A 23529-nucleotide genomic window follows, 5' to 3' on the forward strand; every position below is an offset into this window, starting at 1 on the left:
TAAGACCGGCGGAGACAACCGCTCGGCCAGCAAAAACGTTATGTAAAGGAAAACACTGCCAGATGGCTGATACAACCATGGAGGAATTCGAAGCCCTCCTTAATGAAAGCTTCGAAATGGACACGCCCGAAGAGGGTTCTGTTGTCAAAGGTAAGGTTCTGGCGATCGAAGCCGGCCAAGCCATCATCGACGTCGGCTACAAAATGGAAGGCCGCGTTGATCTGAAAGAATTCGCAAATCCTGGCGAAGCCCCTGAAATTACTGTTGGTGACGAGGTTGAAGTTTACCTGCGCGCCGCAGAAAACGCCCGTGGCGAAGCTGTCATCTCACGTGAGATGGCCCGCCGTGAAGAGGCATGGGACCGTCTGGAAAAAGCATATGCCGACGACCAGCGCGTCGAAGGTGCAATCTTTGGTCGTGTCAAAGGTGGCTTCACCGTCGATCTGGGTGGTGCAGTTGCGTTCCTGCCCGGCTCGCAGGTTGACGTGCGCCCCGTACGCGACGCTGGCCCTCTGATGGGTCTGAAGCAGCCGTTCCAGATTCTGAAAATGGACCGTCGCCGTGGCAACATCGTTGTTTCGCGCCGCGCAATCCTGGAAGAATCGCGTGCCGAACAGCGCGCCGAGGTTATCGGCAACCTGACCGAAGGTCAGACCGTCGAAGGCGTCGTCAAGAACATCACCGAATACGGTGCGTTTGTTGACCTGGGCGGCGTTGACGGCCTTCTGCACGTCACCGACATGGCATGGCGCCGTGTGAACCACCCGTCCGAGATCCTGACGATCGGCGAGACCATCAACGTTCAGGTCATCAAGATCAACAAAGAGACCCACCGCATCAGCCTGGGCATGAAGCAGCTGCAGGAAGATCCGTGGGATCTGGTTGCAGCCAAGTATCCGCTGAGCTCGGTTCATCAGGGTCGCGTCACCAACATCACCGACTACGGCGCGTTCGTCGAGCTGGAAGCCGGTGTCGAAGGTCTGGTGCACGTGTCCGAGATGTCCTGGACCAAGAAAAACGTCCACCCCGGCAAGATCGTTTCGACCAGCCAGGAAGTCGACGTCATGGTTCTGGAAATCGATGGCGCCAAGCGTCGCGTGTCTCTGGGCCTGAAGCAGACTCAGCGCAACCCGTGGGAAGTGTTTGCAGAAACACACCCCGAGGGCACCGAAGTCGAAGGCGAAGTCAAGAACATCACCGAATTCGGTCTGTTCATTGGCCTCGAAGGCGACATCGACGGCATGGTTCATCTCAGCGATCTGTCCTGGGACGAGCGTGGCGAGGATGCCATCCAGAACTACCACAAGAACGACGTGGTACAGGCCGTTGTGTCTGAAGTGGATGTCGAGAAAGAGCGTATCTCGCTGTCGATCAAAGCCCTGGGCGGTGACAAGTTCGCCGAAGCCGTGGGCGGCGTGAAGCGTGGCTCGATCATCACCGTTGAGGTCACCGCGATCGAAGATGGCGGCATCGAGGTCGAGTACGAAGGTATGAAGTCGTTCATCCGTCGTTCCGACCTGAGCCGTGACCGTGCCGAACAGCGCCCAGAGCGTTTCTCGGTCGGTAACAAGGTCGACGTCCGCGTCACCAATGTCGACAGCAAGACCCGTCGTCTGGGTCTGTCGATCAAGGCACGTGAGATCGCCGAAGAGAAAGAGGCCGTGGAACAGTACGGTTCTTCCGACTCGGGCGCATCGCTGGGCGATATCCTGGGTGCAGCGCTGAAGTCGGGCGACTAAGTCCGAGCCTCAGTCAAGCCGAATTTACGGCCCCGTGTGAAAGCGCGGGGCCGTTTTTGTTGCGAATCAACATGTTCGCATTTTCAGGCTAATTGGGTCTTAGGTTCATACATTTGTCAGGCAAATTACATGAACTGGCAAAAAATCGCGTTACTTAACTGTAATTTTCAACCTTTGCCCGCAGAGTTTACGTTCCCCCGAACCCAGTTTTTTCCTATACTGTTCAGAATAATAGGCATGGTTAACCGGTCGCCTGGGAGGGTAACGCACATGATCCGTTCAGAACTGATTCAGAAAATCGCCGACGAGAACCCGCATCTTTATCAGCGTGACGTCGAGCGAATCGTGAATACCGTGTTCGAAGAAGTAACGAATGCGATGGCGCGAGGGGATCGGGTTGAACTGAGAGGCTTTGGGGCGTTTTCAGTGAAACAGCGCGATGCCCGTGTGGGTCGTAACCCTCGTACCGGCGAAACTGTGCAGGTCGAAGAAAAATGTGTTCCGTTTTTCAAAACTGGCAAGTTGCTAAGGGACCGGTTGAACGGTAAAGCCTAGGCCATGATGCGCTACCTTCGATATGCTTTTCTCGCGGTCCTCGGGATCGTCTTGATTTCAGTCTCTCTGGCCAACCGCGAAGCGGTTGAGCTGACGCTTATTCCCTCGGCTATAGCCGATTTGCTTGGCTTCAATTTCAGCGCCTCGTTGCCGCTGTTCGTGGTGGTTCTGGGTGGCATCGTCGCTGGCCTGGTCATTGGCTTTCTTTGGGAATGGCTGCGCGAACACAAGCACCGCCGCGATGCTACCGCCAGCAAAGGTGAAGTGCGCAAGCTTGAGCGTGAGGTCAAGAAGCTCAAGAAAGCGCAGAACGAAGGACAGGACGAAGTTCTCGCCCTGTTGGATGAGGCCAGCTGAGGCCCGGAATGTCGGATGTATCGGTTAAAATCTGCGGCCTGACTGCACCAGATCACGTGCGCGCAGCAGCTGATGCGGGTGCACGGTATCTTGGTTTCAACTTCTTTCCGAAATCGCCTCGATATGTTTCGCCTCAACAGGCAGCAGCTTTGTTCGAGCATGTCCCCGTTGGGGTTGCAAAGGTCGCCTTGGTTGTGAACGCCACGGATGAGTTGTTGGACAGTATTACCGCAGTCGCCCCTTTTGACATGTTGCAGCTGCATGGCTCAGAATCTGTCGAGCGGGTGCAGGAAATCAAGGCGCGCTATGGGTTGCCTGTTATCAAGGTGGTTGGTGTTGCAGATGCCGAAGACCTGGCCGCCATTGATACTTATTGCGATGTTGCCGATCAGTTGCTGATAGATGCCAAGGCGCCAAAGAGCTCGGTTCTGCCGGGTGGAAACGGGCTGGCGTTTGACTGGCGTTTGCTGGCTGGGCGCAAATACTGGCGCAAGCCCTGGATGCTGGCCGGTGGGTTGAACCCCGGAAATGTGGCCGAGGCCATCCGTATGACGGGCGCGCGTCAGGTCGATGTCGCCTCGGGCGTGGAAAGTGCACCGGGCATCAAGGATGCCGCGATGGTTCGTGCGTTTGTAGACGCTGCAATTCGGGCCGGTTAAGGTATCACATCTAAGGATTCCCATGTGCGTTTTGCCATGGCAAATCCCGCCGCTACCTCCTATGAACAACGGGTACGACGATGGAGACACCCATGGCCAACGATCTTTTCAATTCCTTCATGTCCGGCCCAGACGAGCAGGGCCGTTTCGGCATTTTCGGCGGGCGTTTTGTCAGCGAAACGCTGATGCCGCTGATCCTGGCGCTGGAAGAGGAATATGAAAAGGCCAAGGACGATGCCTCATTTTGGGCCGAGATGGATGATCTGTGGGCCAACTATGTGGGACGCCCCTCGCCACTATATTATGCCGAGCGCCTGACCGAGCATCTGGGTGGCGCCAAAATCTATCTGAAGCGCGATGAGCTGAACCACACCGGCGCGCACAAGATCAATAACGTATTGGGCCAGATCATTCTGGCGCGGCGCATGGGCAAGACCCGGATCATTGCCGAGACCGGCGCCGGACAGCATGGCGTGGCCACAGCCACCGTTTGCGCCAAGTTCGGTTTGAAATGCGTGGTCTATATGGGCGCGCATGATGTGCAGCGACAGGCCCCGAACGTGTTCCGCATGCGCCTGCTAGGGGCCGAAGTGATCCCTGTGACGTCAGGTCGTGGCACATTGAAAGACGCGATGAACGATGCGTTACGTGACTGGGTGACCAACGTGCGCGATACGTTTTATTGCATCGGTACAGTTGCTGGCCCGCACCCGTATCCGGCGATGGTGCGCGACTTTCAGTCGATTATCGGCAAGGAAGCAAAGGAACAGATGCACAAGGCTGAGGGCCGTTTACCCGACACGCTCATCGCCGCCATCGGTGGTGGATCGAACGCAATGGGTCTGTTCTACCCGTTCCTGGATGATAAATCCGTCAACATCATCGGTGTCGAAGCCGGTGGTAAGGGCGTGAACGACAAGATGGAACATTGCGCCTCGCTGACCGGCGGCCGCCCGGGTGTTCTGCATGGCAACCGCACCTATCTGCTGCAGGATGATGACGGGCAAATCCTCGAAGGATACTCGATCTCGGCTGGTCTGGATTACCCGGGCATTGGCCCTGAACATTCATGGCTGAATGATATCGGCCGCGCGCAATATGTGTCGATCACCGACAAAGAGGCGCTTGAGGCGTTCCAGCTTTGCTGTGCAACCGAAGGCATCATCCCGGCGCTTGAACCTAGCCATGCGCTGGCTCATGTGATGAAGATCGCACCGGATCTGCCCAAGGATCACCTGATCTGCATGAATATGTGTGGACGTGGTGACAAGGATGTTCAGACTGTGGCGAAATATCTGAACTTCGACATGTCGGATACCGAAGGCCGCAGCGCCGATTGACCAGGCGGTAAAATTTGAAATTTCTGACAAAAGCTGTGTGCCTTTGAACGGTGTGCAGCTTTGGTTTCCAGCCTGCGGCTTTTCGAATGTTGCGCAGCTGGGTAATTTTGTTGCGCACCCGCCACAGGTGCATTTCCACCTCTCAGAATATCATTGAGCGAATCCTGCCCCTTCGCCTAAACCCGCCGTTACCGGTCAAAACGGGCCGGACCCTAGCGAGCAGAGGTGATCACTCTCTCGGTGCGGACGGCGCTGCCGAAACCGTATGCCAGGGCCGAAACCGGGGATTGGTACATGCTTTGTAGCTCAGGTGGAAGAGCGGCAGATGGCAAGTCTGTGAGCGAAGGTTCGACACCTTCCAAAGCTCCAAATGTAGCTCATTTTGGTTAGAGCAATCGACTGTTAATCGATGTGTAGCGGGTTCGAGTCCCGCCATTTGAACAAACGCTGTTAGGTCAGCACCGGCCTTCAACGCCGGTCCGTGAAAACGGTCCAAATCATTAAGGTCCGGGTGTTCCCCAGCAGGGGTGGCACCGCGCTACGTCAGGCTTTGGCCGGGCGGGGCAGGGGTCTTCGCTGCTCTGGTCTTGGGCCGGAGGGCAGATGACGGTGTCGCCGGATTGGCGCCCCGCTTGATCCCTTGGGAACAGGCGGCGCATTGGTCCCGTGCCCCTCTCTCTGACCCTCTCGCAAAAGGGCACGGCGCGGGGGATGCCCGGTCTTTCACAGCCTTTATCCGAAGGCTTCACACCTGTCACCCAATCGGGGTGCAACCCACTGAAAACATGAAAAGGAGTTCGCTTTTGCGACGACGATAGAGCGAGACGAAAAGGAGAAATGAAATGACACTATTCCAAGATCTGATCGACCGGCTGACCGGTCATCAACGGCTGACCCTGACCGAGACCCGGCGGATGCTGGTTTTGCGCAAGGGGGTAATTGACACCATCCTCGGCCCCGGGAAACACCGGCTGCCACGCAGGGATGTGCTGACCGAGCTGCACGATCTGGAGGCTCTCTTTTTCGTGTCGCCCTATGAGCGGGCGCTGATGCAGAACCGGCCCGAACTGGCCGAGGCGCACCTGACCGAGTTTCGGGCAGGGCCCGGCGAGGTTCTGGTTCTGCTTCGGGATGGCGTGCCCGCTCGAGTGCTTATTCCCGAAGTACGGGCGCTAGTTTGGAAGGATGCCGGCCCCTGGGCCGTTGAGCAACACGCGCTGACCGAGTCCATGGTTGTGCACAAAGCGGTCGCGCAGCGGCTGGTTCGGGTGGGGCTGCAGATGCACCTGACGCGGGTCGAGATTGCCGAAGGGCATGTCGGTTTGCTGACCGTGGATGGCGTACTGGTGGATCGGCTGAACCCCGGCGCCCATGCCTTCTGGAAGGTGGGCCGGAACGTCGAGGTCAAGCAGATCGACCTACGGCAACGAACCCATGAGGTAACGGGTCAAGAGATACTGACCAAGGACCGGGTGACCATCCGGGTCAACCTCAGCGCCGATTACCGGGTCGACGATCCGGTCAAGGCGATGGGGGCGGTGAAGGATTTTGATCAGGCCCTGCACCGGGCCCTGCAACTGGCGTTCCGGAAGACCCTTGGGTCGATGACGCTTGACCGGCTACTTGCCGAGAAGGCGGGCGTTGACACCGAGGCTGCGGATCGGGTGCGGACACAAATGGCCGGGATCGGCATCGAAGTGGGTGAGATCGCGTTGAAAGACGTCATCCTGCCCGGCGAGATGCGCGAAATCCTGACCGCCGTAGTCGCTGCCGAGAAACAGGCCGAGGCCAACGTCATCCGGCGGAGGGAAGAAACCAACGCCACGCGGTCTTTGCTGAACACCGCGAAAGTGATGGCGGAAAACCCGGTGATGCTGCGACTGAAAGAGCTGGAAGCGCTGGAAACCATCGCCGGCAAGGTCGAGCGGCTGACGGTTCATAACGGAACCGAGGGTCTGATGTCTGACCTTGTGAAATTGCGGGATTGATCCCGAATAAGGGCCGGTCCGGGTGATCCCGGGCCGGTCTGCCTAGTCCTGAACCGCGTGTTGGTTGAGAATGCGCAGAGGCACGATGTCCAGCGCCCGTAGATGTGTCGCCTCAAGATGAACCTTGGGCGCGCATCCTTCGTCATGGGCTTGCAGGAAGCGACCCGCACATAGACACCAGCTGTCACCGGCACGCAGCCCGGGAAAATTAAACTCGGGGCGCGGCGTGCTGAGGTCATTGCCGACATATTTCGAATAGGCCAGAAACTCGACCGTCATTACCGCGCAAACCGTGTGGCTGCCCTGATCCTCGGGGCAGGTATTGCAGGCGCCATCGCGAAAGAACCCGGTCAGCGGATCGCTGGAGCAAGGGGCGAGCACGCCCCCCAGAACATTTATGCTTTCCTGTTTCTGCATAAGAGCATCTTACAGGCTTTGCGCAATCTTGCGGAACATTTCTATGTTGATCTCATTCACGCCAGGGTCTCGAAACTTGCGATCGGCCCCGGTGGACACGATCAGCACCCCGCGCGGCTGGTCGAAATAGATGTACTGACCATAGACTCCGCGGGCCATGAACTCGCCTTCATGCGCGCCCACGGGAATCCACCACTGATATCCATAGCCGATCTTGCCCGATGCGGTCGGGGCACTGGGCAGAACCGAAGCGGCGATCCATTCAGCCGGTACCAGTTGCCGCCCATCATGAACCCCGTTTTGCAGGATCATCTGACCGAAACGCGCATAGTCGCGGGTGGTGAAATTCAAGCCCCCCAGAACAAAGGCAACTCCGGCCCCGTCGGTCACGTAATAGCCATCCCGCTCCAGCCCAAGCGGCTGTACAATGCGCTCTGTAAGCAGTTCGGCCACGCTGCGACCGGTTGCTCCTCGGACCACCATACCGATAACATGGGTGTCGATTGACACGTATTTCCAGGTTTCTCCGGGTGTTGCGAAACTGTCCTGCAGCGAGGCGGCAAAATCGTCCAGTTCTCGGCCTAAGGCGACCACTCGACCCATCCGGTTGATGTCAGAATTGTAATCCAGATAATCCTCGTTGAAGGTCACACCGCTGGCCATGTTCAACACGTTGCGGATCGTCGTACCATCATAGGCCGTGCCTTGCAGTTTGGGTACGTATTGCACGACCGGATCGTCCAATGAGGCGATTGCGCCTTCGTCCAGCAATATGCCGAACAATGCAGAAAGATAGCTTTTGGCAACCGACCACGAAATGCGTCGATCGTCTGGTGTGGTGCCCAGATAATATTCCTCAAACCGGATCTGCCCGCCCTGCATCACAAGCAAGGATGTGACCGACCGGTCTTCGATCCATTGATCCGTGCCTGCTGGCAGGTCAAACCCGGGCCCGTAAGGCAATTCCCATGTGGCCCCATCCCCGCGCGGCAAGTTGACGGTTTTGAAAGCTGCATCCATATGCGAGAAATTGTGAACGATCTTTTCGGGGGAAAACAATGAGTTCACCGCCATCAAGCGTTGAATTTCCTCGCGTTTCCAGAACCCGACAACGGCGGCTGCCAGCACAAGCATCAGCGCGATACGCAGCACCCATTTAAACAAAGCTCTCATTTGTCGCCTCCCATGATTGCCGGTATTGGAGCCTGCCCGGGAAAATTCCGCAATCCGGACGTAGGGGCAACGGCAAAGGGCGCTATTTGAACTTGTCCATCAGCTTCTGCATGGCTGACCTGCTGTCCTCGGCGGGTTCGGTAATGGTCTGAGCCGTTGGTTTTGGGTGCTCGGACGGTGACTTGGACGAACGCGGCGGTGCCGTTCGCAGGGCAACGGCGTTCATGAACTTACCGCCATCGCCATTGGCCAGGTGCCTTGCGCCATCTGCAACGCCGCGCAGGACATCTTCCAACCAGTCGCTGTCAGCCTTTGCGAAATCGCCCAAGACATATGGCGAAACCAATTCTTTCCGCCCGGGATGACCGATCCCAAGGCGCACCCGATCATAGGCTGGGCTGATATGTTCGTGGATCGACCGAAGCCCGTTGTGACCGGCATGGCCTCCGCCTGCCTTGACGCGGACCTTACCCGGCGCCAGATCCAATTCATCATGTAGGACAGTGACGTCGGTCGAATCCAACTTGTAAAACCGCATGGCCTCGCCCACCGATTGACCGGACCGGTTCATGAAGGTCTGAGGCTTGATAAGCAAAACCTTTTCTTGACCAAGCCGCCCTTCGGCGATTTCGGCCTGAAATTTGGATTTCCAAGGACCAAAGCCGCAATCCTCGGCGATCCGGTCAACGGCCATAAAGCCAATATTGTGCCGGTTTCGAGCATATTTTGATCCGGGATTTCCCAGGCCGACAAACAGCTTCATCGTCATGTCCTTGTCTCAAGCGCGATATCGCAACTGGTTGATGGCACGGATCGGGGCCGATTTTCCAGCCCAACGGGCAAAAGAAAACGGGACCCCAATGGGGCCCCGTCACAAAAACCGAAACTTTGGGTCCGGCCTTATTCTTCTTCGCTTCCGACGACTTCGACTTCATCGGGTGCGACATCACCCTCTTCGCCCTCTTCGTCATCGCTTGTGGCCAGGCCGGTTGGGGCCGAGATGTTGGCGATCACAAAGTCACGGTCGATGGTCGGCTTGGTGCCAGCAGGCAGATCGACCGACGAAATGGTGACAACGTCGTTGATGTTCAGACCGGTCAGATCAACGGTGATCTTCTCAGGAATCTCACCAGCGGTACACATCAGCTCGACCTCAGGACGGACAACGGTCAGAACGCCGCCTTTCTTGATGCCGGGGGCCTCTTCCTCGTTGATGAAATCAACCGGAATAAACAGTGCGATCTTGGTGGTCCGACGCAGGCGCATCAGGTCCAGGTGGGTCGGCAGGTCTTTGACAACGTCACGCTGAACGTCGCGGCAGATGACGCGAACGTCTTCCTGGCCTTCAACCTTCAGGTTCCACAATGTCGACTTGAACCGGCCCGCTTTCAGGCGCTTGAACAGTTCGTTGAACGGGATCTGGATCGGCAGCGGCTCTTTGTCGCCACCAAAAACAATGCCCGGAACCATGCCGTCGCGGCGTGCCTGACGAGCGGCGCCCTTGCCTGTCCCCGTCCGTTCCAGAGCTACGAGATCAGGAATCTCTCCAGCCATGATATTTCTCCAATGTTAGGGCGGGTATCCTCCAAGGCTGTATACCCGCGTGAAGCCGCGTCCTTAGCTTGATTCATTGAGTTTGGAAAGGGGTTTTTGCAGCTCGTCTATTTTGCGAGGCTCTGTCCCGCGCTCCGAGGTATTTTCGGCCAGATGAAGCAGGGAATCCTTTCTTCAACTGGCTCTAAGTATCTCGGGGGAGGCGGCCAATCGGCGACAAGGACAGAGCCCCCATGCGCGCGATCAATCTGTCCAGCTCCCTCCGAAGTCTTTCGGGACAAGCAAATTGTGCCGGCCTAGATCGCTCACATTGCGTTCACCGCAAAGCGCCATGGTCGTATCAAGTTCTTTCTGAATGATCTCAAGTGCCGTGGTCACGCCTTTCTGGCCCATTGCGCCAAGACCGTAAACAAAGGCGCGCCCGATAAAGGTGCCCTTCGCGCCAAGTGCCAGTGCTTTCAGAACGTCCTGGCCAGATCGGATGCCACTGTCCAGATGCACTTCGATGTCGTTTCCGACAGCGTCCATAATCTCGGGCAGGACACGAATGGAGCTGAGCGCCCCGTCCAACTGGCGTCCGCCGTGGTTTGAAACCACGATGGCATCGGCGCCCAGCTTGGCGGCCATCTTGGCATCCTCGGAATCCAGGATACCCTTGAGGATCACCTTGCCGCCCCATTGGTCCATCAGCTTTTCAACCTTGCCCCAATCCAGGCTGGGGTCGAATTGTTCCGCCGTCCATGTGCCCAGCGATCTTGTATCAGTGATATTATCAACATGGCCAACAATATTGCCGAAGTTCCGCCGTTTGGCGCCTAACATTTCAATGCCCCAGGCCCATTTTGTCATCAGATTGGCGATGGTCCTAGGCGTCAGCTTTGGCGGCGCGGACAGACCATTCTTTAGGTCTTTGTGGCGCTGCCCGAGTATTTGCAAGTCCAGGGTGATCACAAGGGCCGAACATTTTGCATCCTTGGCGCGTTGGATCAGTCGAGAGACATAGTCCTGGTCCTTCATGGTGTAGAGTTGGAACCAGAAGGGCGCAGTGGTGTTCTCGGCCACCTCCTCGATAGAATTGATTGACATCGTGGACAGGGTAAAGGGGACGCCAAAAGCCTCGGCTGCTTTGGCGGCTTTGATCTCACCATCCGCGTGCTGCATGCCGGTCAGACCAACGGGGGCAAGGGCAACAGGCATGGTAACATCCTGTCCGATCATCTGCGACGCCGTCGTGCGCCCGGTCATATCAACCGCTACTCGCTGGCGCAGGCGGATATCTTCGAAATCCGTGCTGTTATCGCGAAAGGTCTGCTCGGTCCAGCTGCCGCTTTCGGTATAGTCAAAGAACATGCGCGGGACGCGTCGTTCATAGATGTGTTTGAGGTCTTGGATATTGGTGATGACGGGCATGAGATGCGGCTTTCGAAAGATTGGTCCTTTTTCTTTACCAATTTTTCGAAAGCCTCGCAACGCCACGTTTCTGTGCGCAACGTTAGGTGCAATAGAAAAACCGCAGCCGGGTTGCGCCGACTGCGGTCAAGATTGCGAAACCGGTCGTTGGATCAGGACGAATGTGCCCCATCTGCCAGCGATTTGACAAAATCCAGAACTTCACCAACCGACTTCCCGGCGGCGATCTGGCTGACAATGGCCGAGCCGACCACAGCGCCATCGGCAACAGTTGCGATTGCCCGCGATTTTTCCGGGGTATTGATTCCAAAGCCCACGATCACTGGCAAATCCGTGGCGGATTTGATCCGAGAGACCTCGGGGCCTACATTCGTGGCCTGGGCTTCGGCTGCACCTGTGATCCCCGTGATCGAGACGTAATACACAAATCCCGAAGTGTTCTGAAGAACGCGCGGAAGCCGTTTGTCATCCGTTGTCGGCGTGGCGAGGCGGATAAAATTCAATCCAGCCGCCTGTGCAGGCAGACAAAGTTCGTCATCTTCTTCGGGGGGCAGGTCAACGACGATCAGGCCGTCGATGCCAGCCTCAGTAGCGTCCGCCAGAAACCTTTCCACACCGCGGCTGTAGATGGGATTGTAATACCCCATTAGCACAATAGGCGTTGTATCATCCGTTTCCCGAAAAGCACGTGCAAGATCCAGTGTGCGTTGCAGGGTCATCCCGCCCTCTAGGGCGCGTTGTCCTGCTGCCTGGATGGTCGGACCATCCGCCATCGGGTCGGTGAACGGCAGCCCAAGTTCGATCACGTCGACACCGGCACCGGGCAAGCCCCTGACGATCTCAAGCGAGGTGTCGAAATCGGGGTCACCGGCCATGATGTAGGATACGAAGGCCTTTTTGCCCTCGGCCTTGAGGGCGGCGAACTTGGCGTCGATACGGGTCATCTGCGGTCCTTGCATACGGATTTGAACCTGATGTGCAGAAACTTTGCCCGGAAATCAATCCCGCTGGGCCAGATTGCTTCAGAACCCGTAGTGATAACGCATGAACACTGAGTTGACGCCGGGATTGAAACTGTCCGTGCTCGCGTTCGAATTATGGGTGATGGCCAGCGAGAGCTTGTTTCCGTTTTCCAGGGCATATCCAATTCCGAAAAGGCTGCGGATCTGGAAATTTCCGCCGAGATCATTGTCATCATTTGAGGCGTTGTAGTAGCCAGGCATCACGCTGGCCTCTGCGAACCACCGGTCAGAGATCGTATAGAGACCGACCAAACCGGCGCCAATATGCGTGTCGGCATCTGCATCCACCGTCAGAGCCACACCCCAGCCAGCACTGAGGCGCGTGGCTTCGTGAAACGGGCTGTGCTGGTATTCCAGTGACACGACCGCCTGATCATTGCTGCTGGTGTGGGTGAAATCCGCATATCCTGCTCCCAATACGATGGACTGCCCGTGTGCCATGGTCGTGGTGGCCAGCAAAGTGCTCATTAAGAAAAGTGTTTTCATCTCGGTACTTCTTGGTTTTCTCAACTCCCTGTCAGTTGGTGACGTGGCAGTGGCAGAATCAAGTATTCGAAGTACACGTTTGATTAACAGATAAGTGATGTTGCAACTGGGACTCGACCTGTTGCCGCCGTCCGGGTTGCGCATTTGCCCGGACGTGAATAGAAGACGCCGTCGTATCGCTTCAGGAGGCCGAGATGGGCTTTAAAATGGGAATCGTGGGTTTGCCGAATGTGGGCAAGTCGACTCTCTTCAATGCGCTGACCAAGACAGCGGCTGCTCAGGCGGCGAATTTCCCGTTCTGCACCATTGAACCCAATGTGGGTGATGTGGCGGTGCCCGATGACCGGCTGGACAAGCTGGCGGCGATTGCAAGTTCAAAGCAGATCATCCCGACGCGAATGACGTTTGTGGATATCGCGGGCCTGGTAAAGGGCGCGTCAAAGGGCGAGGGGTTGGGCAACCAGTTTCTGGCCAACATCCGTGAGACTGACGCCATCGCTCATGTGTTGCGCTGCTTCGAAGATGGTGATGTGACCCATGTCGATGGCCGCGTCGATCCCGTGGCGGATGCCGATACGATTGAGACCGAACTGATGCTGGCCGATCTGGAAAGTATCGAAAAGCGCCGTGCCAATCTGGTGCGCAAGCTGAAGGGCAACGACAAAGAGGCACAGCAACAGGAACGTTTGCTTGCCGAAGCGCAGGCCATGCTGGAAGACGGCAAACCCGCGCGTCTGGTCGAAGTTAGCGACGAAGACGACAAGGCGTGGAAAATGCTGCAACTGCTGACCACCAAACCGGTTCTCTATGTCTGCAACGTCTCGGAAGAAGAGGCCGCCGAGGGCAATGAATATTCAGCCCGTGTGGCTGAAATGGCCGCAGCGCAAGGCAACTCGCACGTCATTATCAGTGCCAAGATCGAAGAAGAGATTAGCCTGCTGGAAGAGGACGAAGCGCAGATGTTCCTCGAGGAAATGGGGCTGGAAGAGCCCGGTCTCGACCGTCTGATCCGCGCAGGCTACGACCTGCTGAAGCTGGAAACCTATTTCACCGTCGGCCCGAAAGAGGCCCGCGCCTGGACCATCCGCACCGGCACCGCCGCGCCGCAGGCTGCTGGCGTGATCCATGGCGATTTCGAAAAGGGTTTCATCCGCGCTGAAACGATCGCGTATGACGACTATATTACGGCAAACGGAGAGCAAGGCGCCAAAGAAGCGGGCAAGATGCGGGCCGAAGGCAAGGGCTATGTCGTCAAGGATGGCGATGTGATGCACTTCTTGTTTAATACCTAAGCGCCTTGGCATTGCGAACTGCAGAAAAGTCAGATGCGTCCAGTATCGCTGCCATCTCGATTGAAGTATGGATCGGAACCTACCTCAAACATGGTGTCAGTGGGATTTTTGCAGATTTCGCCTTGTCGGAATTCACAACAAGCAAAGTATTAGAACAGATTCAAAACCCGGATGAATTCATTCTGGTGTCCGACAATAATCAGGGGATTGACGGGTTCATCCGTGTTTCCCCTGCACGCATCGCCCCTGTTTCCGGGTGGTGGGGCATGGAGATATCGACATTCTACGTCCAGCCGCGCCATCACGGAAAAGGTATCGGAAGGCGTCTTTTGGCAGCCGCGCTGGAACATTGCCGGGATCAGGGGGCAGATGTGGTCTGGCTGATGACCAATGCTGAGAACACCTCGGCCATCAAGTTCTATCTGGCCAAGGGTTTTGAGTTCATTGGAGAGACCCACTTTCAGATCGACGATCAGAAGTATTTGAACAACGTCTATGCGTTGCACTTTTCCTGATCAGGGAATGAGGCCACTTTCCAGACCAAATATTCTGTAAGATGGTCTTCTTTCCCTCTGCTTCAAGCGTTCATGCGCTTTGTGGCATCTTCCAGAATGAGGTCCGCGCCGCGCGCGGCCAGCATCATCACAGGCGCATTGGTGTTGCCTGAGGTGATGCTTGGAAACGAGGAGGCGTCGACCACCCGAAGGCCTGCCACCCCATGCACCCGCAGTCGAGAATCCAGAACTGAATCCTGTTCCGATGTCCCCATGCGACATGTACAGCTTGGATGAAATATAGTTCCGGCGTTGGCGCGGAAATTTTCCAACAGCTGGTCGTCATTCATCCGCGTAACATCTGGTTCTATCCGGGTCCGCGTAACACTGCGGATCGTCTCAGTCTGCGCCAGCTTCTGTAACACCCGACCCGCTTTGATAGCCATGTCGCAGTCATGGTTTGTGGAGAGAGAGTTTGGTTGGATGGCGGGTGCATCCATGGGATCTGCCGAACGGATGTTGATCTCCCCTCTGCTTGTCGGCCTGCAGGGCTGGGCGCACAGAAGAAAGCCTGCTTCGGTATCAACGCCCGGTTGTCCTTTGGTGTCGGTCTTATAGGACATCGGATTGCAATAGATTTGCATATCAGCAAATTCGGCGGTTTCGTCCGAACGCACAAAGCCGCTGACCTGGTTGACGGGGACGCTGAGTGGCCCGCTGCGGGTCAACAGATAACGAATACCGGACAACATCTGTCCCAACCGATTGCCAAGCGTATTATTCAATGTCGGCTCGGTCGCATGAAAGAAATGGGATATGCCAAGATGATCCTGCAATCCCTGTCCAACCTGCGACAGGTTATGGCGCACTTTGATGCCGTGCCTTTTCAACAGGTTCGCAGGCCCGATCCCTGAAAGCTGCAAGAGCTGTGGCGAGTTTACGGCTCCCGCAGACAGGATGACTTCACGGATCGCGAAGGACGTAACCACCTGACCCCCAACGTGATAGCGGACACCGGTGGCTTTGCCCTGATCCAGAATGACGTTCTGCACCAGAGCATTGGATACTACCCGCAGATTGCTGCGTTTCAGCGCAGGGCGCAGGAACGCGGCTGCTGATGACCAGCGGCGGCCGTTTTTGACGGTGCTGCGCAGGTTCATCATCCCTTCGGCGTCCTGACCGTTCAGATTGTCCGAAACATGCCAGCCCATCTGCCGTGAGGCCTCCAGAAAGTGGCGCGAAAACGGGTGCATGCCCTCACTGACATCACTGACCACAAGGGGTCCGTCCGTTGACGAAGGTGTTTGGCCTCTTTCGACATGGGTCTCGATCGCCTCATATGTCTGGCGAACCGTTTCCCAGTTCCAACCCTCTGCGCCTGCCTTGGCCCAGTCATCAAAATCATGCGAGAGGCCTCGCAAATATGCCATGGCGTTGATCGAGCTTGATCCGCCAATAACCCGCCCGCGCGGCCAATAGGCCTGACGGTTGTTCAACCCGGGATCAGCCTGGGCAGAGTAACACCAGTTCACCTTGGGATCGTTGAAGGTTTTGCCGTATCCCAGCGGTACATTGATCCAGAAACGGCGATCGGTTCCGCCGGCTTCTATCAGCAACACTTTATGGCTGCCACACGCGCTCAGCTTGTTTGCCAGCACGCAGCCGGCAGATCCGGCGCCCACGATGATATAGTCGAAGGTCTGCGTCATCTCGAACCGTTCTGGGTAATTGGCCCCATGATTTGCACGCAATGATTGTCAATACAAACAATGTATATTACCCATTAGGCATAATTTTCATTGAAGGTAGGAAATGGCGAAACTGCCCCATGTCACCTGGTTGCGGGCTTTTGAAGTTGCCGCGCGTCACAACAGTTTCTCTGCGGCAGCAGAGGAGCTGGGGCTGACATCAGCCGCCGTCAGTCAACAGATACGGTTGTTAGAGAAGCATCTAAACGTATCCCTGTTCGAACGCTTGCCGCGCGGGGTTGCCCTGACCGAAATCGGGCGGGCCTATGCGATGCCGGTTCAAAAGACGTTCTCTGAGTTAAGAGACGCAACCAGCGGCCTTTTCACCAATTCCCGCAGGCGGGTGGTCAAAATACGGGCCTCCATCTCATGTGCGGGGCTGGTAATCGCACCAAGACTGGCTGAGTTTGAAGACCTGCACCCCGACATCAAAGTGGACCTCTCCACCTTCGTCTGGGCGAACCGGTTTGGAGAGGAAGAAAGCGATATTGATATCCGGTTCGGCTATGGTGACTGGGATGACGGGATCGTCTCGCATCTGGGCCATGAATGTGCGGTGCCGGTCTGCCATCCCGATTATGCGGCATCTTTTGGCGCAGATCTGAGCATTCAAAATCTGGCTCAGGGCCGGGTCGTCACAATCAAAGGGTCTGAGAATGACTGGATGAGATTGTCCGATCAATACACGCTCAATTTGGGCGCTCCCTCCAGAACGCTTCGAATGGATTCGTCACTTTTGGCCTTGCAGGCCGTCACGGCGGGGCAGGGTGCGGCCATGGTATTAGAGAGCTTTGCCCATGAGTACATTAAGCAGGGTCTGCTGGTGGCACCCTTTGATTACCGCCTGCCCATTCAACCTTCGCATTATCTGGTTAAACGCAAAGGCGCTGAAGACCGCATCGAGGTACAGGTTTTCGCAAGTTGGGTGACGTCACTCTATTAGCGGGCTATTCCAGCGATACCCATAGCACACGGGCATCTTCGGTACTGGTTGAAATACAGCCGTGCCCCATTCCACTGTCATAATAGAGCGAGTCCCCGGCTTTCATCGGCAGCGGACGGTAGTGTTCCGACACAAAAGTCAGCTCTCCGCTGAGGACAAACATGAACTCTTCTCCAGAATGGCGAATCCAGTTTTCAAATTCGGAAATGTCGCGCGCCTTGATTGTCGCGATATAGGGCAGCATCCGTTTGCTGGTCAGCTCTGAACACAGCAACTCATGGATATATGTGGAGGTGTCCTTGATCTCACCGTCGCCCTTGGGCGTATAATCGCGACGGCCTGATATACCCGATTGACCGGACTGTAGAAACAGCTGCGGTGTACTGAGGTCAAGCGCCTGTGTGAGCCGCCGAACAATATCAAAGCTGGGCTTTGTCTGGTTGTTTTCGATTTTTGACAGGGTTGATCGACCGATCCCGGCAGCACGACCGGCTTCTTCCAATGTCCAGCCTTTTGCACGGCGCGCGTCGCGGATCGAGCGGCCCAGAGCCATACCCTCGTCCTGATCGTCCATTCCGGAAACATCCGTTAAATTCTCTTCTGCCACGTGAAATCCCCCTGTTTTTTCGATGCTTGCATAATTTCCAATCAAAATCAAATTCACCATTGTAAGAAAAATGTTGCCTTAAGGATGAAAATTCCACTATAGGAAACAAAGTTTCGCAATTTGGATTCGGAACCGTGGGAGGAGACCATGTTTAAAACGTCGCTGGCTGAGGCCGATCCGGTAATCTCTGCGTCGATTTCCCGTGAGGGTGCCCGTCAGGCGGATCAGATCGAACTGATCGCATCTGAAAACATCGTCTCGCAGGCGGTGATTGATGCGCAGGGGTCTGTGCTGACCAACAAATACGCCGAAGGGTATCCCGGTCGCCGGTATTACGGTGGCTGCGAATATGTCGACGAGGTCGAATCCGAAGCTATCGAGCGGTTGAAGAAACTGTTTGGGTGCGAATACGCAAACGTACAACCTCATTCCGGTGCTCAGGCGAATGGAGCGGTCAAGCTGGCGCTGCTTAGCCCCGGTGACACGATATTGGGAATGTCGCTGGATGCTGGCGGGCACCTGACCCACGGCGCGAAACCCGCGCAATCGGGCAAATGGTTCCGTCCGGTGCAATACGGTCTGAACGATGCCGGGCTGATTGATTATGATCAGGTCGAGGCATTGGCAGAAGCTGAGAAGCCCAAGCTGATCATCGCGGGCGCATCGGCCTATTCGCAGAAAATCGACTTTGCGCGCTTTCGGGCAATCGCTGACAAGGTTGGGGCCTGGCTGCTGGCAGATATGGCGCATATCGCGGGGCTGGTGGCGACTGGGCTGCATCCGTCGCCTGTTGGGCACGCTCATGTGGTGACGTCGACCACTCATAAGACCCTACGTGGACCACGCGGCGGGATCATCCTGACCAATGATGAAACACTGGCCAAAAAGATCAACTCGGCTGTGTTTCCGGGTCTGCAGGGTGGCCCGCTGATGCATGTGATCGCGGGCAAGGCCGTAGCCTTTGGTGAAGCTTTGAAGCCTGAGTTCAAAACCTACATGCAGCGCGTAGTCGACAGCGCGGCGGCTTTGGCGAATGTGATGATGGCGCGAGGCTGTGACATCGTTTCTGGCGGAACCGAGAACCATCTGATGTTGGTCGATCTGCGCCCCATCGGCGTGACCGGCAAAGATGCCGAAGCCGCGCTTGAGCGTGCAGGTTTTACTTGCAACAAAAACAGTGTTCCCGGCGATCCGCAAAAGCCAACGATTACCAGTGGTATTCGTCTGGGCACCGCTGCCGGATGCAGCCGTGGATTTGGCCCCGAAGAGTTTACGACGATCGGTCATCTGATTGGCAACGTGCTGGACGCTTTGGCTCAGTCTTCTGACGGGGATGCGACCGTCGAAAAAGAAACTCGTGAAAAAGTCCGCGCCCTGTGCGCGAGCCATCCGATCTATTGAGGTTAAATCATGAGCACCTATGACCTGATCGTTATTGGCGGTGGCCCCGGCGGATATGTAGCGGCCATTCGTGCCGCTCAGCTGGGCATGAATGTCGCTTGCGTCGAGGGGCGGGGTGCTCTTGGCGGGACCTGTCTGAATGTGGGGTGCATACCCTCCAAAGCGTTGCTGACCTCCTCGGCCAAATATGCCGAGATCAGCCATCTCTCCTCCCATGGCATTGAGGTCGAGGGGGCCAGCATCGACATCGGCGCGATGATGGGGCGCAAGGACAAGATCGTTGGTGACCTGACCAAAGGGATCGGATTCCTGTTCAAAAAGAACGGTATCGACCTGATCGAAGGTTGGGCCAGTATTCCGGCTGCAGGGCAAGTTCAGGTCGGCGACACGATCCATGAGGCAAAGAACATCCTGATCGCCACCGGGTCCGAGCCCACCTCGCTGCCGGGGATTGAGATTGACGAGCAAGATATCCTCAGCTCGACCGGGGCGATTGCGCTGGACACCGTGCCGGATCATATGGTGGTGATCGGTGCCGGTGTCATCGGATTGGAACTGGGTCAGGTCTGGGCGCGTCTGGGTGCCAAAGTCACGGTGGTTGAATATCTCGACCGTGTTCTGCCCGGCATTGATGGAGAGATCGCCAAGCTGGCACAGCGCGCCCTGTCAAAGCGCGGGCTGAAATTCCAACTGGGCAGGGCGCTGAAATCGGTCGGGAAAACCGACGCGGGCCTGTCCCTGATCGTGGACCGGGTTGGCAAGGACAAGGAAGAAGTGATCGAGGCCGACAAGGTCCTGATCGCCGTAGGCCGTCGCCCTGTGACGCGCGGACTGGGGTTGGATGATCTGGGCGTTGCCATCAACCAACGCGGTTTTATCGAGGTCGATGGAGCGTTCCAGACCTCGGTGCCCGGTATCTATGCGATTGGTGATTGTGTGCCAGGGCCAATGCTGGCGCATAAGGCCGAAGAAGATGGCGTCGCCTGTGTTGAAATACTGGCCGGACAGGCTGGACATGTGGATTACAACACTGTTCCGGGCGTGGTTTATACTGACCCCGAAGTTGCCTCGGTCGGATTGACCGAAGAAGCGCTTAAAGAAGCGGGGACAGAATATTCCGTGGGCAAGTTCGCCTTCATGGCCAATTCTCGGGCGCGTTCGACTGGTGAAACGGATGGTGCGGTCAAGGTTCTGGTTGGCGATGACGGTCAAATTCTGGGCGCGCATATCTGCGGCGCGCATGGCGGCGACCTGATTGCCGAGCTGGTTCTGGCCATGACGAAAGGCGCAACAGTTGCTGAAGTTGCCGCAACCTGTCATGCGCACCCTGCCATGGGCGAGGCGGTCAAAGAGGCCTGCCTTGACGCCCTGGGCCGTGCGATTCACGCTTAACGAGGATCAGCCAGATGACCATCCAGCTTCGCCCTCGTCACCCGGAAAAAGCCAAAAAGGCTGACAGTGTCATTCCGCGTAAACCGAAATGGATTCGGAAGAAACGGGTTGAAAGCGCAGAATTTTACGAAACCCGCCGCCTGATGCGTGACCATAATCTGGCGACCGTTTGCGAAGAGGCGGCTTGCCCAAATATCGGCGAATGCTGGTCCAAGCGCCACGCCACCATGATGATCATGGGCGAGGTCTGTACCCGCGGCTGTTCCTTCTGCAACGTTGCCACTGGCCGCCCCGACGCTCTGGACCAGTTCGAACCCGGCCGTGTGGCCGTTGCGGTGAAAAAGCTGGGCCTGCGTCATGTCGTGATCACCTCGGTTGACCGGGATGATCTGGCTGATGGCGGCGCTGAACATATTGCCCAAACCATCCGTGCTGTGCGCCACCAGAATCCCGGCACAACGGTAGAAGTTCTGACCCCCGACTTTCTGGGCAAAGGGGACGCGGCCGATCTGGTATTTGCGGCCGCCCCCGACGTATTCAATCACAATCTCGAAACGGTTCCGCATCTGTATCCCACGGTGCGTCCGGGCGCGCGGTATTACACTTCGCTGCGTCTGTTGGACGATGCCAAGCGCACCAACCCCGAGATCTTTACCAAATCCGGCCTGATGGTCGGGCTGGGTGAAAGCCTTGTCGATGTGCGGCAGGTGATGGATGACCTGCGCGCAGCGAATGTCGATTTTCTGACAGTGGGGCAATACCTACAGCCGACCGCAAAACATCACCCGATTGACCGGTTCTGGACACCGGAAGAATTCGCCCAGCTTGAGCAGATCGCACGCTCAAAGGGCTTTCTGCACGTGTCAGCCACGCCGCTGACCCGTTCGTCGTTCCACGCGGACGAAGACTTTGCCGCCCTCAAGCAAGCTCGCCAAAGGGCGATTGCTGCCGGGGCATAATCCAAACGCGCTAGGGAGGAATACCATGGAAGCGTTAAATTCAATCGTAGGGGCCATCAATGGCGTCGTGTGGGGCCCGCTGATGCTGGTCCTCATTCTTGGCGTTGGCTTCTTCCTGCAGGTGGGGCTGAAATTCATGCCGATCCTGCGTATCGGCACGGGCTTTAAGCTGCTGTTTGCCGGTCGAGAAAGTCAGGGCGATGGGCAGATCAGCCCGTTCAACGCACTGATGACGTCGCTGTCGGCGACCATTGGTACGGGTAACATCGCCGGTGTTGCTACTGCTGTCTTCCTGGGCGGTCCGGGCGCTTTGTTCTGGATGTGGATGACCGCCCTGGTGGGCATGGCCACCAAATATGCCGAGGCTGTTCTGGCGGTGAAATACCGTGAGAAGGACGAGCTGGGCAACTTTGTCGGTGGTCCGATGTACTACATCAAGAACGGTCTGGGTGCGAAATGGGCCTGGCTGGGTGTTGCATTTGCCCTGTTCGGCGCAGTTGCAGCCTTTGGTATCGGCAACGGTGTGCAAGCCAATGGTGTTGCACAGGTTCTCGAAGCCAATTTCGGCCTGAATACTTCGGTCACCGGTATCGTGCTGATGGTCCTGACCGCAGCCGTAATCCTGGGCGGTATCACGCGTATCGGTGCCGTTGCCGGTAAACTGGTTCCGTTCATGGCGATTGCCTATATCATCGCGGGTCTGCTGGTTCTGCTGATCAATATCGGTGAAATCGGCAATGCTGTGTCGTTGGTCTTCACCTACGCCTTCACACCCTCGGCCGCCGAAGGTGGTTTTGCGGGCGCAGCCGTTTGGGCCGCCATCCGCTTTGGTGTGGCGCGCGGTGTCTTCTCGAACGAAGCCGGTCTGGGTTCCGCCCCGATCGCGCACGCAGCAGCAGAAACCAAAGGTCCGGTAAACCAGGGCCTGATCGCGATGCTGGGAACGTTCATCGACACTATCATCGTCTGCTCGATCACCGGTTTGGCAATCATCGCCTCAGGTGCATGGACCACGGGTGAATCCGGTGCCGCGTTGACTTCGGCCGCCTTCGAAATGTCGTTGCCGGGCATTGGTGGCTATTTGATCGCCATCGCGCTGTCGATCTTTGCCTTTACCACCATCCTCGGTTGGTCGTTCTATGGCGAAAAATGCGTCGAGTTCCTGTTGGGTGTGAAATCTTTGGTGCCGTACCGCGTCTTGTGGATTATCATGATCTACTTCGGCGCAACCGCGGATCTGGGCTTTATCTGGCTGCTTGCAGATACGCTGAACGCCATGATGGCTATCCCGAACCTGATCGCCTTGGCATTGCTGAGCCCAATCGTCTTCAAATTGACGAAAGAGTTCTTTGCCTCCGGTGGCAAGTCAGAAGAGCCGGGCGGCACGCCTGCCGAATAAACCGGGCACTGAAAACCTACGGGGGGCCATTCCGGCCCCCCGACTTGAAACAGAATTCCTATCTCGAGGAGAGGCGTGATGGCCACGAAAATCCTGCTGCCGATTGATCACTCTGACGACCGTTCCTGGAAACAGGCATTGCCGGTCGCATTGGAACAGGCGAAATTCTACGGTGCCGAGCTGCATGCGGTCGCCGTCATCCCCGAGATCATCCAGCTGCCGAACCTGCCCGCCAATTATGGCGCCGGTGCCAAAGAGCATGTGCGCAACGCGGTTCAGGCCATCTTGGATAATGGTGACGCCGCGGGCGTTGCTGTCCATGTCCAAGAGGGCAGCGTCTACCGCGAAATTCTGAAGCTCGCTCACAAAGAGGGCTTCGACATGATCGTCATGGCGTCGACCAAGGGCGATTTCCCGAATTATGAAATTGGTCCGAACCTGGCACGCGTGGTGCGCAATGCGCATTGCACCGTCATGGTAGTTCGTGACCAGTCCCGCTGATCGAAAGGTACCTGAAATGACGGATATTAGGCGCACGCCTTTGCATGGTTTGCATGTTGAGTTGGGTGGGAAGTTGGTTGATTTTGCGGGCTG

General features: G+C 56.7%; 23 protein-coding genes and 1 tRNA gene. 15 read left to right on the forward strand and 9 right to left on the reverse strand.

Features of this window, described 5'->3' with window-relative positions; all coding sequences use genetic code 11:
* The first annotated feature begins 62 nt into the window (after positions 1-62).
* The 7 genes from rpsA (at position 63) to AC2FIM_RS18145 (ending at position 6638) form a co-directional block, all read left to right on the forward strand.
* Positions 63-1739, forward strand: coding sequence for a 30S ribosomal protein S1 (gene rpsA / locus AC2FIM_RS18115; protein ID WP_142639449.1), 1677 nt, complete (start codon positions 63-65; stop codon positions 1737-1739).
* 270 nt (positions 1740-2009) lie between these two features.
* On the forward strand, positions 2010-2294 hold the full coding sequence (gene ihfB, locus AC2FIM_RS18120) for an integration host factor subunit beta (RefSeq protein ID WP_271951590.1): 285 nt from the start codon (positions 2010-2012) through the stop codon (positions 2292-2294).
* 6 nt (positions 2295-2300) lie between these two features.
* Positions 2301-2651 carry a lipopolysaccharide assembly protein LapA domain-containing protein gene (locus AC2FIM_RS18125; protein WP_271951622.1) on the forward strand — a complete coding sequence of 117 codons (351 nt, stop codon included), beginning with the start codon at positions 2301-2303 and terminating at the stop codon, positions 2649-2651.
* 8 nt (positions 2652-2659) lie between these two features.
* Positions 2660-3310: a phosphoribosylanthranilate isomerase gene (locus AC2FIM_RS18130; RefSeq protein ID WP_142639453.1), complete on the forward strand. Its 651-nt coding sequence runs from the start codon at positions 2660-2662 to the stop codon at positions 3308-3310.
* 92 nt (positions 3311-3402) lie between these two features.
* Positions 3403-4650 carry a tryptophan synthase subunit beta gene (gene trpB, locus AC2FIM_RS18135; protein WP_142639455.1) on the forward strand — a complete coding sequence of 416 codons (1248 nt, stop codon included), beginning with the start codon at positions 3403-3405 and terminating at the stop codon, positions 4648-4650.
* A gap of 366 nt (positions 4651-5016) precedes the next feature.
* A tRNA-Asn gene (locus AC2FIM_RS18140) sits at positions 5017-5091 on the forward strand.
* A gap of 401 nt (positions 5092-5492) precedes the next feature.
* The gene (locus AC2FIM_RS18145) at positions 5493-6638 is read left to right on the forward strand and encodes a slipin family protein (protein ID WP_496678952.1); all 1146 of its coding nucleotides are present in this window, start codon (positions 5493-5495) and stop codon (positions 6636-6638) included.
* Between the two features lie 42 nt (positions 6639-6680).
* Here AC2FIM_RS18145 and AC2FIM_RS18150 read toward each other — a convergent pair whose 3' ends face one another.
* The 7 genes from AC2FIM_RS18150 to AC2FIM_RS18180 all read right to left on the reverse strand — a co-directional run bounded on the left by AC2FIM_RS18150 (position 6681) and on the right by AC2FIM_RS18180 (position 12700).
* A complete protein-coding gene (locus tag AC2FIM_RS18150) occupies positions 6681-7055 on the reverse strand; it encodes a DUF2237 family protein (RefSeq protein WP_281973471.1) in 375 nt (124 codons plus the stop codon).
* A 9-nt stretch (positions 7056-7064) separates the two neighbouring features.
* Positions 7065-8228 carry a serine hydrolase domain-containing protein gene (locus AC2FIM_RS18155; protein WP_496678953.1) on the reverse strand — a complete coding sequence of 388 codons (1164 nt, stop codon included), beginning with the start codon at positions 8226-8228 and terminating at the stop codon, positions 7065-7067.
* A gap of 82 nt (positions 8229-8310) precedes the next feature.
* Positions 8311-8991 (reverse strand): aminoacyl-tRNA hydrolase, encoded by a 681-nt coding sequence (gene pth / locus AC2FIM_RS18160; RefSeq protein ID WP_281973473.1) that lies wholly within the window; start codon positions 8989-8991, stop codon positions 8311-8313.
* Positions 8992-9128: 137 nt separating this feature from the next.
* Positions 9129-9782 (reverse strand): 50S ribosomal protein L25/general stress protein Ctc, encoded by a 654-nt coding sequence (locus AC2FIM_RS18165; RefSeq protein ID WP_142639464.1) that lies wholly within the window; start codon positions 9780-9782, stop codon positions 9129-9131.
* A gap of 243 nt (positions 9783-10025) precedes the next feature.
* Positions 10026-11192 (reverse strand): alpha-hydroxy acid oxidase, encoded by a 1167-nt coding sequence (locus AC2FIM_RS18170; protein ID WP_496678954.1) that lies wholly within the window; start codon positions 11190-11192, stop codon positions 10026-10028.
* Between the two features lie 152 nt (positions 11193-11344).
* Positions 11345-12136 (reverse strand): tryptophan synthase subunit alpha, encoded by a 792-nt coding sequence (trpA, locus tag AC2FIM_RS18175; protein ID WP_496678956.1) that lies wholly within the window; start codon positions 12134-12136, stop codon positions 11345-11347.
* Positions 12137-12214: 78 nt separating this feature from the next.
* On the reverse strand, positions 12215-12700 hold the full coding sequence (locus tag AC2FIM_RS18180) for an acyloxyacyl hydrolase (RefSeq protein WP_142639471.1): 486 nt from the start codon (positions 12698-12700) through the stop codon (positions 12215-12217).
* Positions 12701-12894: 194 nt separating this feature from the next.
* Between AC2FIM_RS18180 and ychF the strand changes: the two genes are divergently transcribed.
* Both ychF and AC2FIM_RS18190 read left to right on the forward strand, forming a co-directional pair.
* The gene (gene ychF / locus AC2FIM_RS18185; RefSeq protein WP_271951604.1) at positions 12895-13992 is read left to right on the forward strand and encodes a redox-regulated ATPase YchF; all 1098 of its coding nucleotides are present in this window, start codon (positions 12895-12897) and stop codon (positions 13990-13992) included.
* An 11-nt stretch (positions 13993-14003) separates the two neighbouring features.
* Positions 14004-14507, forward strand: coding sequence for a GNAT family N-acetyltransferase (locus AC2FIM_RS18190; protein ID WP_334223320.1), 504 nt, complete (start codon positions 14004-14006; stop codon positions 14505-14507).
* 62 nt (positions 14508-14569) lie between these two features.
* Here AC2FIM_RS18190 and AC2FIM_RS18195 read toward each other — a convergent pair whose 3' ends face one another.
* Entirely contained in the window at positions 14570-16195 is a 1626-nt protein-coding gene (locus tag AC2FIM_RS18195; RefSeq protein WP_271951626.1) for a GMC family oxidoreductase, read from the reverse strand.
* Between the two features lie 103 nt (positions 16196-16298).
* On the opposite strand from AC2FIM_RS18195, the gene AC2FIM_RS18200 reads away from it, so the two are divergent.
* Positions 16299-17177: a LysR substrate-binding domain-containing protein gene (locus AC2FIM_RS18200; RefSeq protein WP_496704111.1), complete on the forward strand. Its 879-nt coding sequence runs from the start codon at positions 16299-16301 to the stop codon at positions 17175-17177.
* Between the two features lie 4 nt (positions 17178-17181).
* Here the strand turns inward: AC2FIM_RS18200 and AC2FIM_RS18205 are convergent, their stop codons facing one another.
* The gene (locus AC2FIM_RS18205; RefSeq protein ID WP_496698867.1) at positions 17182-17751 is read right to left on the reverse strand and encodes a helix-turn-helix domain-containing protein; all 570 of its coding nucleotides are present in this window, start codon (positions 17749-17751) and stop codon (positions 17182-17184) included.
* 180 nt (positions 17752-17931) lie between these two features.
* On the opposite strand from AC2FIM_RS18205, the gene glyA reads away from it, so the two are divergent.
* From glyA to AC2FIM_RS18230, 5 genes are all read left to right on the forward strand, one after another.
* A complete protein-coding gene (gene glyA / locus AC2FIM_RS18210) occupies positions 17932-19185 on the forward strand; it encodes a serine hydroxymethyltransferase (protein WP_496692960.1) in 1254 nt (417 codons plus the stop codon).
* Between the two features lie 9 nt (positions 19186-19194).
* Positions 19195-20577, forward strand: coding sequence for a dihydrolipoyl dehydrogenase (gene lpdA, locus AC2FIM_RS18215; protein ID WP_496708311.1), 1383 nt, complete (start codon positions 19195-19197; stop codon positions 20575-20577).
* A 14-nt stretch (positions 20578-20591) separates the two neighbouring features.
* Entirely contained in the window at positions 20592-21536 is a 945-nt protein-coding gene (gene lipA, locus AC2FIM_RS18220) for a lipoyl synthase (RefSeq protein WP_271951612.1), read from the forward strand.
* A gap of 25 nt (positions 21537-21561) precedes the next feature.
* Positions 21562-22935 carry an alanine/glycine:cation symporter family protein gene (locus tag AC2FIM_RS18225; RefSeq protein WP_281973479.1) on the forward strand — a complete coding sequence of 458 codons (1374 nt, stop codon included), beginning with the start codon at positions 21562-21564 and terminating at the stop codon, positions 22933-22935.
* A gap of 78 nt (positions 22936-23013) precedes the next feature.
* On the forward strand, positions 23014-23436 hold the full coding sequence (locus AC2FIM_RS18230; RefSeq protein WP_142639489.1) for a universal stress protein: 423 nt from the start codon (positions 23014-23016) through the stop codon (positions 23434-23436).
* Positions 23437-23529: the final 93 nt, after the last annotated feature.

This window comes from Ruegeria sp. CDSC052 (genome assembly GCF_059610685.1).

Excerpts from the sequence above, each read along its gene's own strand:
- ychF (WP_271951604.1), top strand. The coding sequence starts at position 12,895 with ATGGGCTTTAAAATGGGAATCGTGGGTTTGCCGAATGTGGGCAAGTCG.
- AC2FIM_RS18125 (WP_271951622.1), top strand. The coding sequence starts at position 2,301 with ATGCGCTACCTTCGATATGCTTTTCTCGCGGTCCTCGGGATCGTCTTG.
- pth (WP_281973473.1), bottom strand. The coding sequence starts at position 8,991 with ATGAAGCTGTTTGTCGGCCTGGGAAATCCCGGATCAAAATATGCTCGA.
- AC2FIM_RS18230 (WP_142639489.1), top strand. The coding sequence starts at position 23,014 with ATGGCCACGAAAATCCTGCTGCCGATTGATCACTCTGACGACCGTTCC.
- trpA (WP_496678956.1), bottom strand. The coding sequence starts at position 12,136 with ATGACCCGTATCGACGCCAAGTTCGCCGCCCTCAAGGCCGAGGGCAAA.
- rpsA (WP_142639449.1), top strand. The coding sequence starts at position 63 with ATGGCTGATACAACCATGGAGGAATTCGAAGCCCTCCTTAATGAAAGC.
- glyA (WP_496692960.1), top strand. The coding sequence starts at position 17,932 with ATGTTTAAAACGTCGCTGGCTGAGGCCGATCCGGTAATCTCTGCGTCG.
- AC2FIM_RS18155 (WP_496678953.1), bottom strand. The coding sequence starts at position 8,228 with ATGAGAGCTTTGTTTAAATGGGTGCTGCGTATCGCGCTGATGCTTGTG.
- AC2FIM_RS18200 (WP_496704111.1), top strand. The coding sequence starts at position 16,299 with ATGGCGAAACTGCCCCATGTCACCTGGTTGCGGGCTTTTGAAGTTGCC.
- AC2FIM_RS18145 (WP_496678952.1), top strand. The coding sequence starts at position 5,493 with ATGACACTATTCCAAGATCTGATCGACCGGCTGACCGGTCATCAACGG.
- AC2FIM_RS18170 (WP_496678954.1), bottom strand. The coding sequence starts at position 11,192 with ATGCCCGTCATCACCAATATCCAAGACCTCAAACACATCTATGAACGA.
- AC2FIM_RS18195 (WP_271951626.1), bottom strand. The coding sequence starts at position 16,195 with ATGACGCAGACCTTCGACTATATCATCGTGGGCGCCGGATCTGCCGGC.
- lpdA (WP_496708311.1), top strand. The coding sequence starts at position 19,195 with ATGAGCACCTATGACCTGATCGTTATTGGCGGTGGCCCCGGCGGATAT.
- trpB (WP_142639455.1), top strand. The coding sequence starts at position 3,403 with ATGGCCAACGATCTTTTCAATTCCTTCATGTCCGGCCCAGACGAGCAG.
- AC2FIM_RS18205 (WP_496698867.1), bottom strand. The coding sequence starts at position 17,751 with ATGGACGATCAGGACGAGGGTATGGCTCTGGGCCGCTCGATCCGCGAC.
- ihfB (WP_271951590.1), top strand. The coding sequence starts at position 2,010 with ATGATCCGTTCAGAACTGATTCAGAAAATCGCCGACGAGAACCCGCAT.
- AC2FIM_RS18165 (WP_142639464.1), bottom strand. The coding sequence starts at position 9,782 with ATGGCTGGAGAGATTCCTGATCTCGTAGCTCTGGAACGGACGGGGACA.
- lipA (WP_271951612.1), top strand. The coding sequence starts at position 20,592 with ATGACCATCCAGCTTCGCCCTCGTCACCCGGAAAAAGCCAAAAAGGCT.
- AC2FIM_RS18150 (WP_281973471.1), bottom strand. The coding sequence starts at position 7,055 with ATGCAGAAACAGGAAAGCATAAATGTTCTGGGGGGCGTGCTCGCCCCT.
- AC2FIM_RS18180 (WP_142639471.1), bottom strand. The coding sequence starts at position 12,700 with ATGAAAACACTTTTCTTAATGAGCACTTTGCTGGCCACCACGACCATG.
- AC2FIM_RS18130 (WP_142639453.1), top strand. The coding sequence starts at position 2,660 with ATGTCGGATGTATCGGTTAAAATCTGCGGCCTGACTGCACCAGATCAC.
- AC2FIM_RS18225 (WP_281973479.1), top strand. The coding sequence starts at position 21,562 with ATGGAAGCGTTAAATTCAATCGTAGGGGCCATCAATGGCGTCGTGTGG.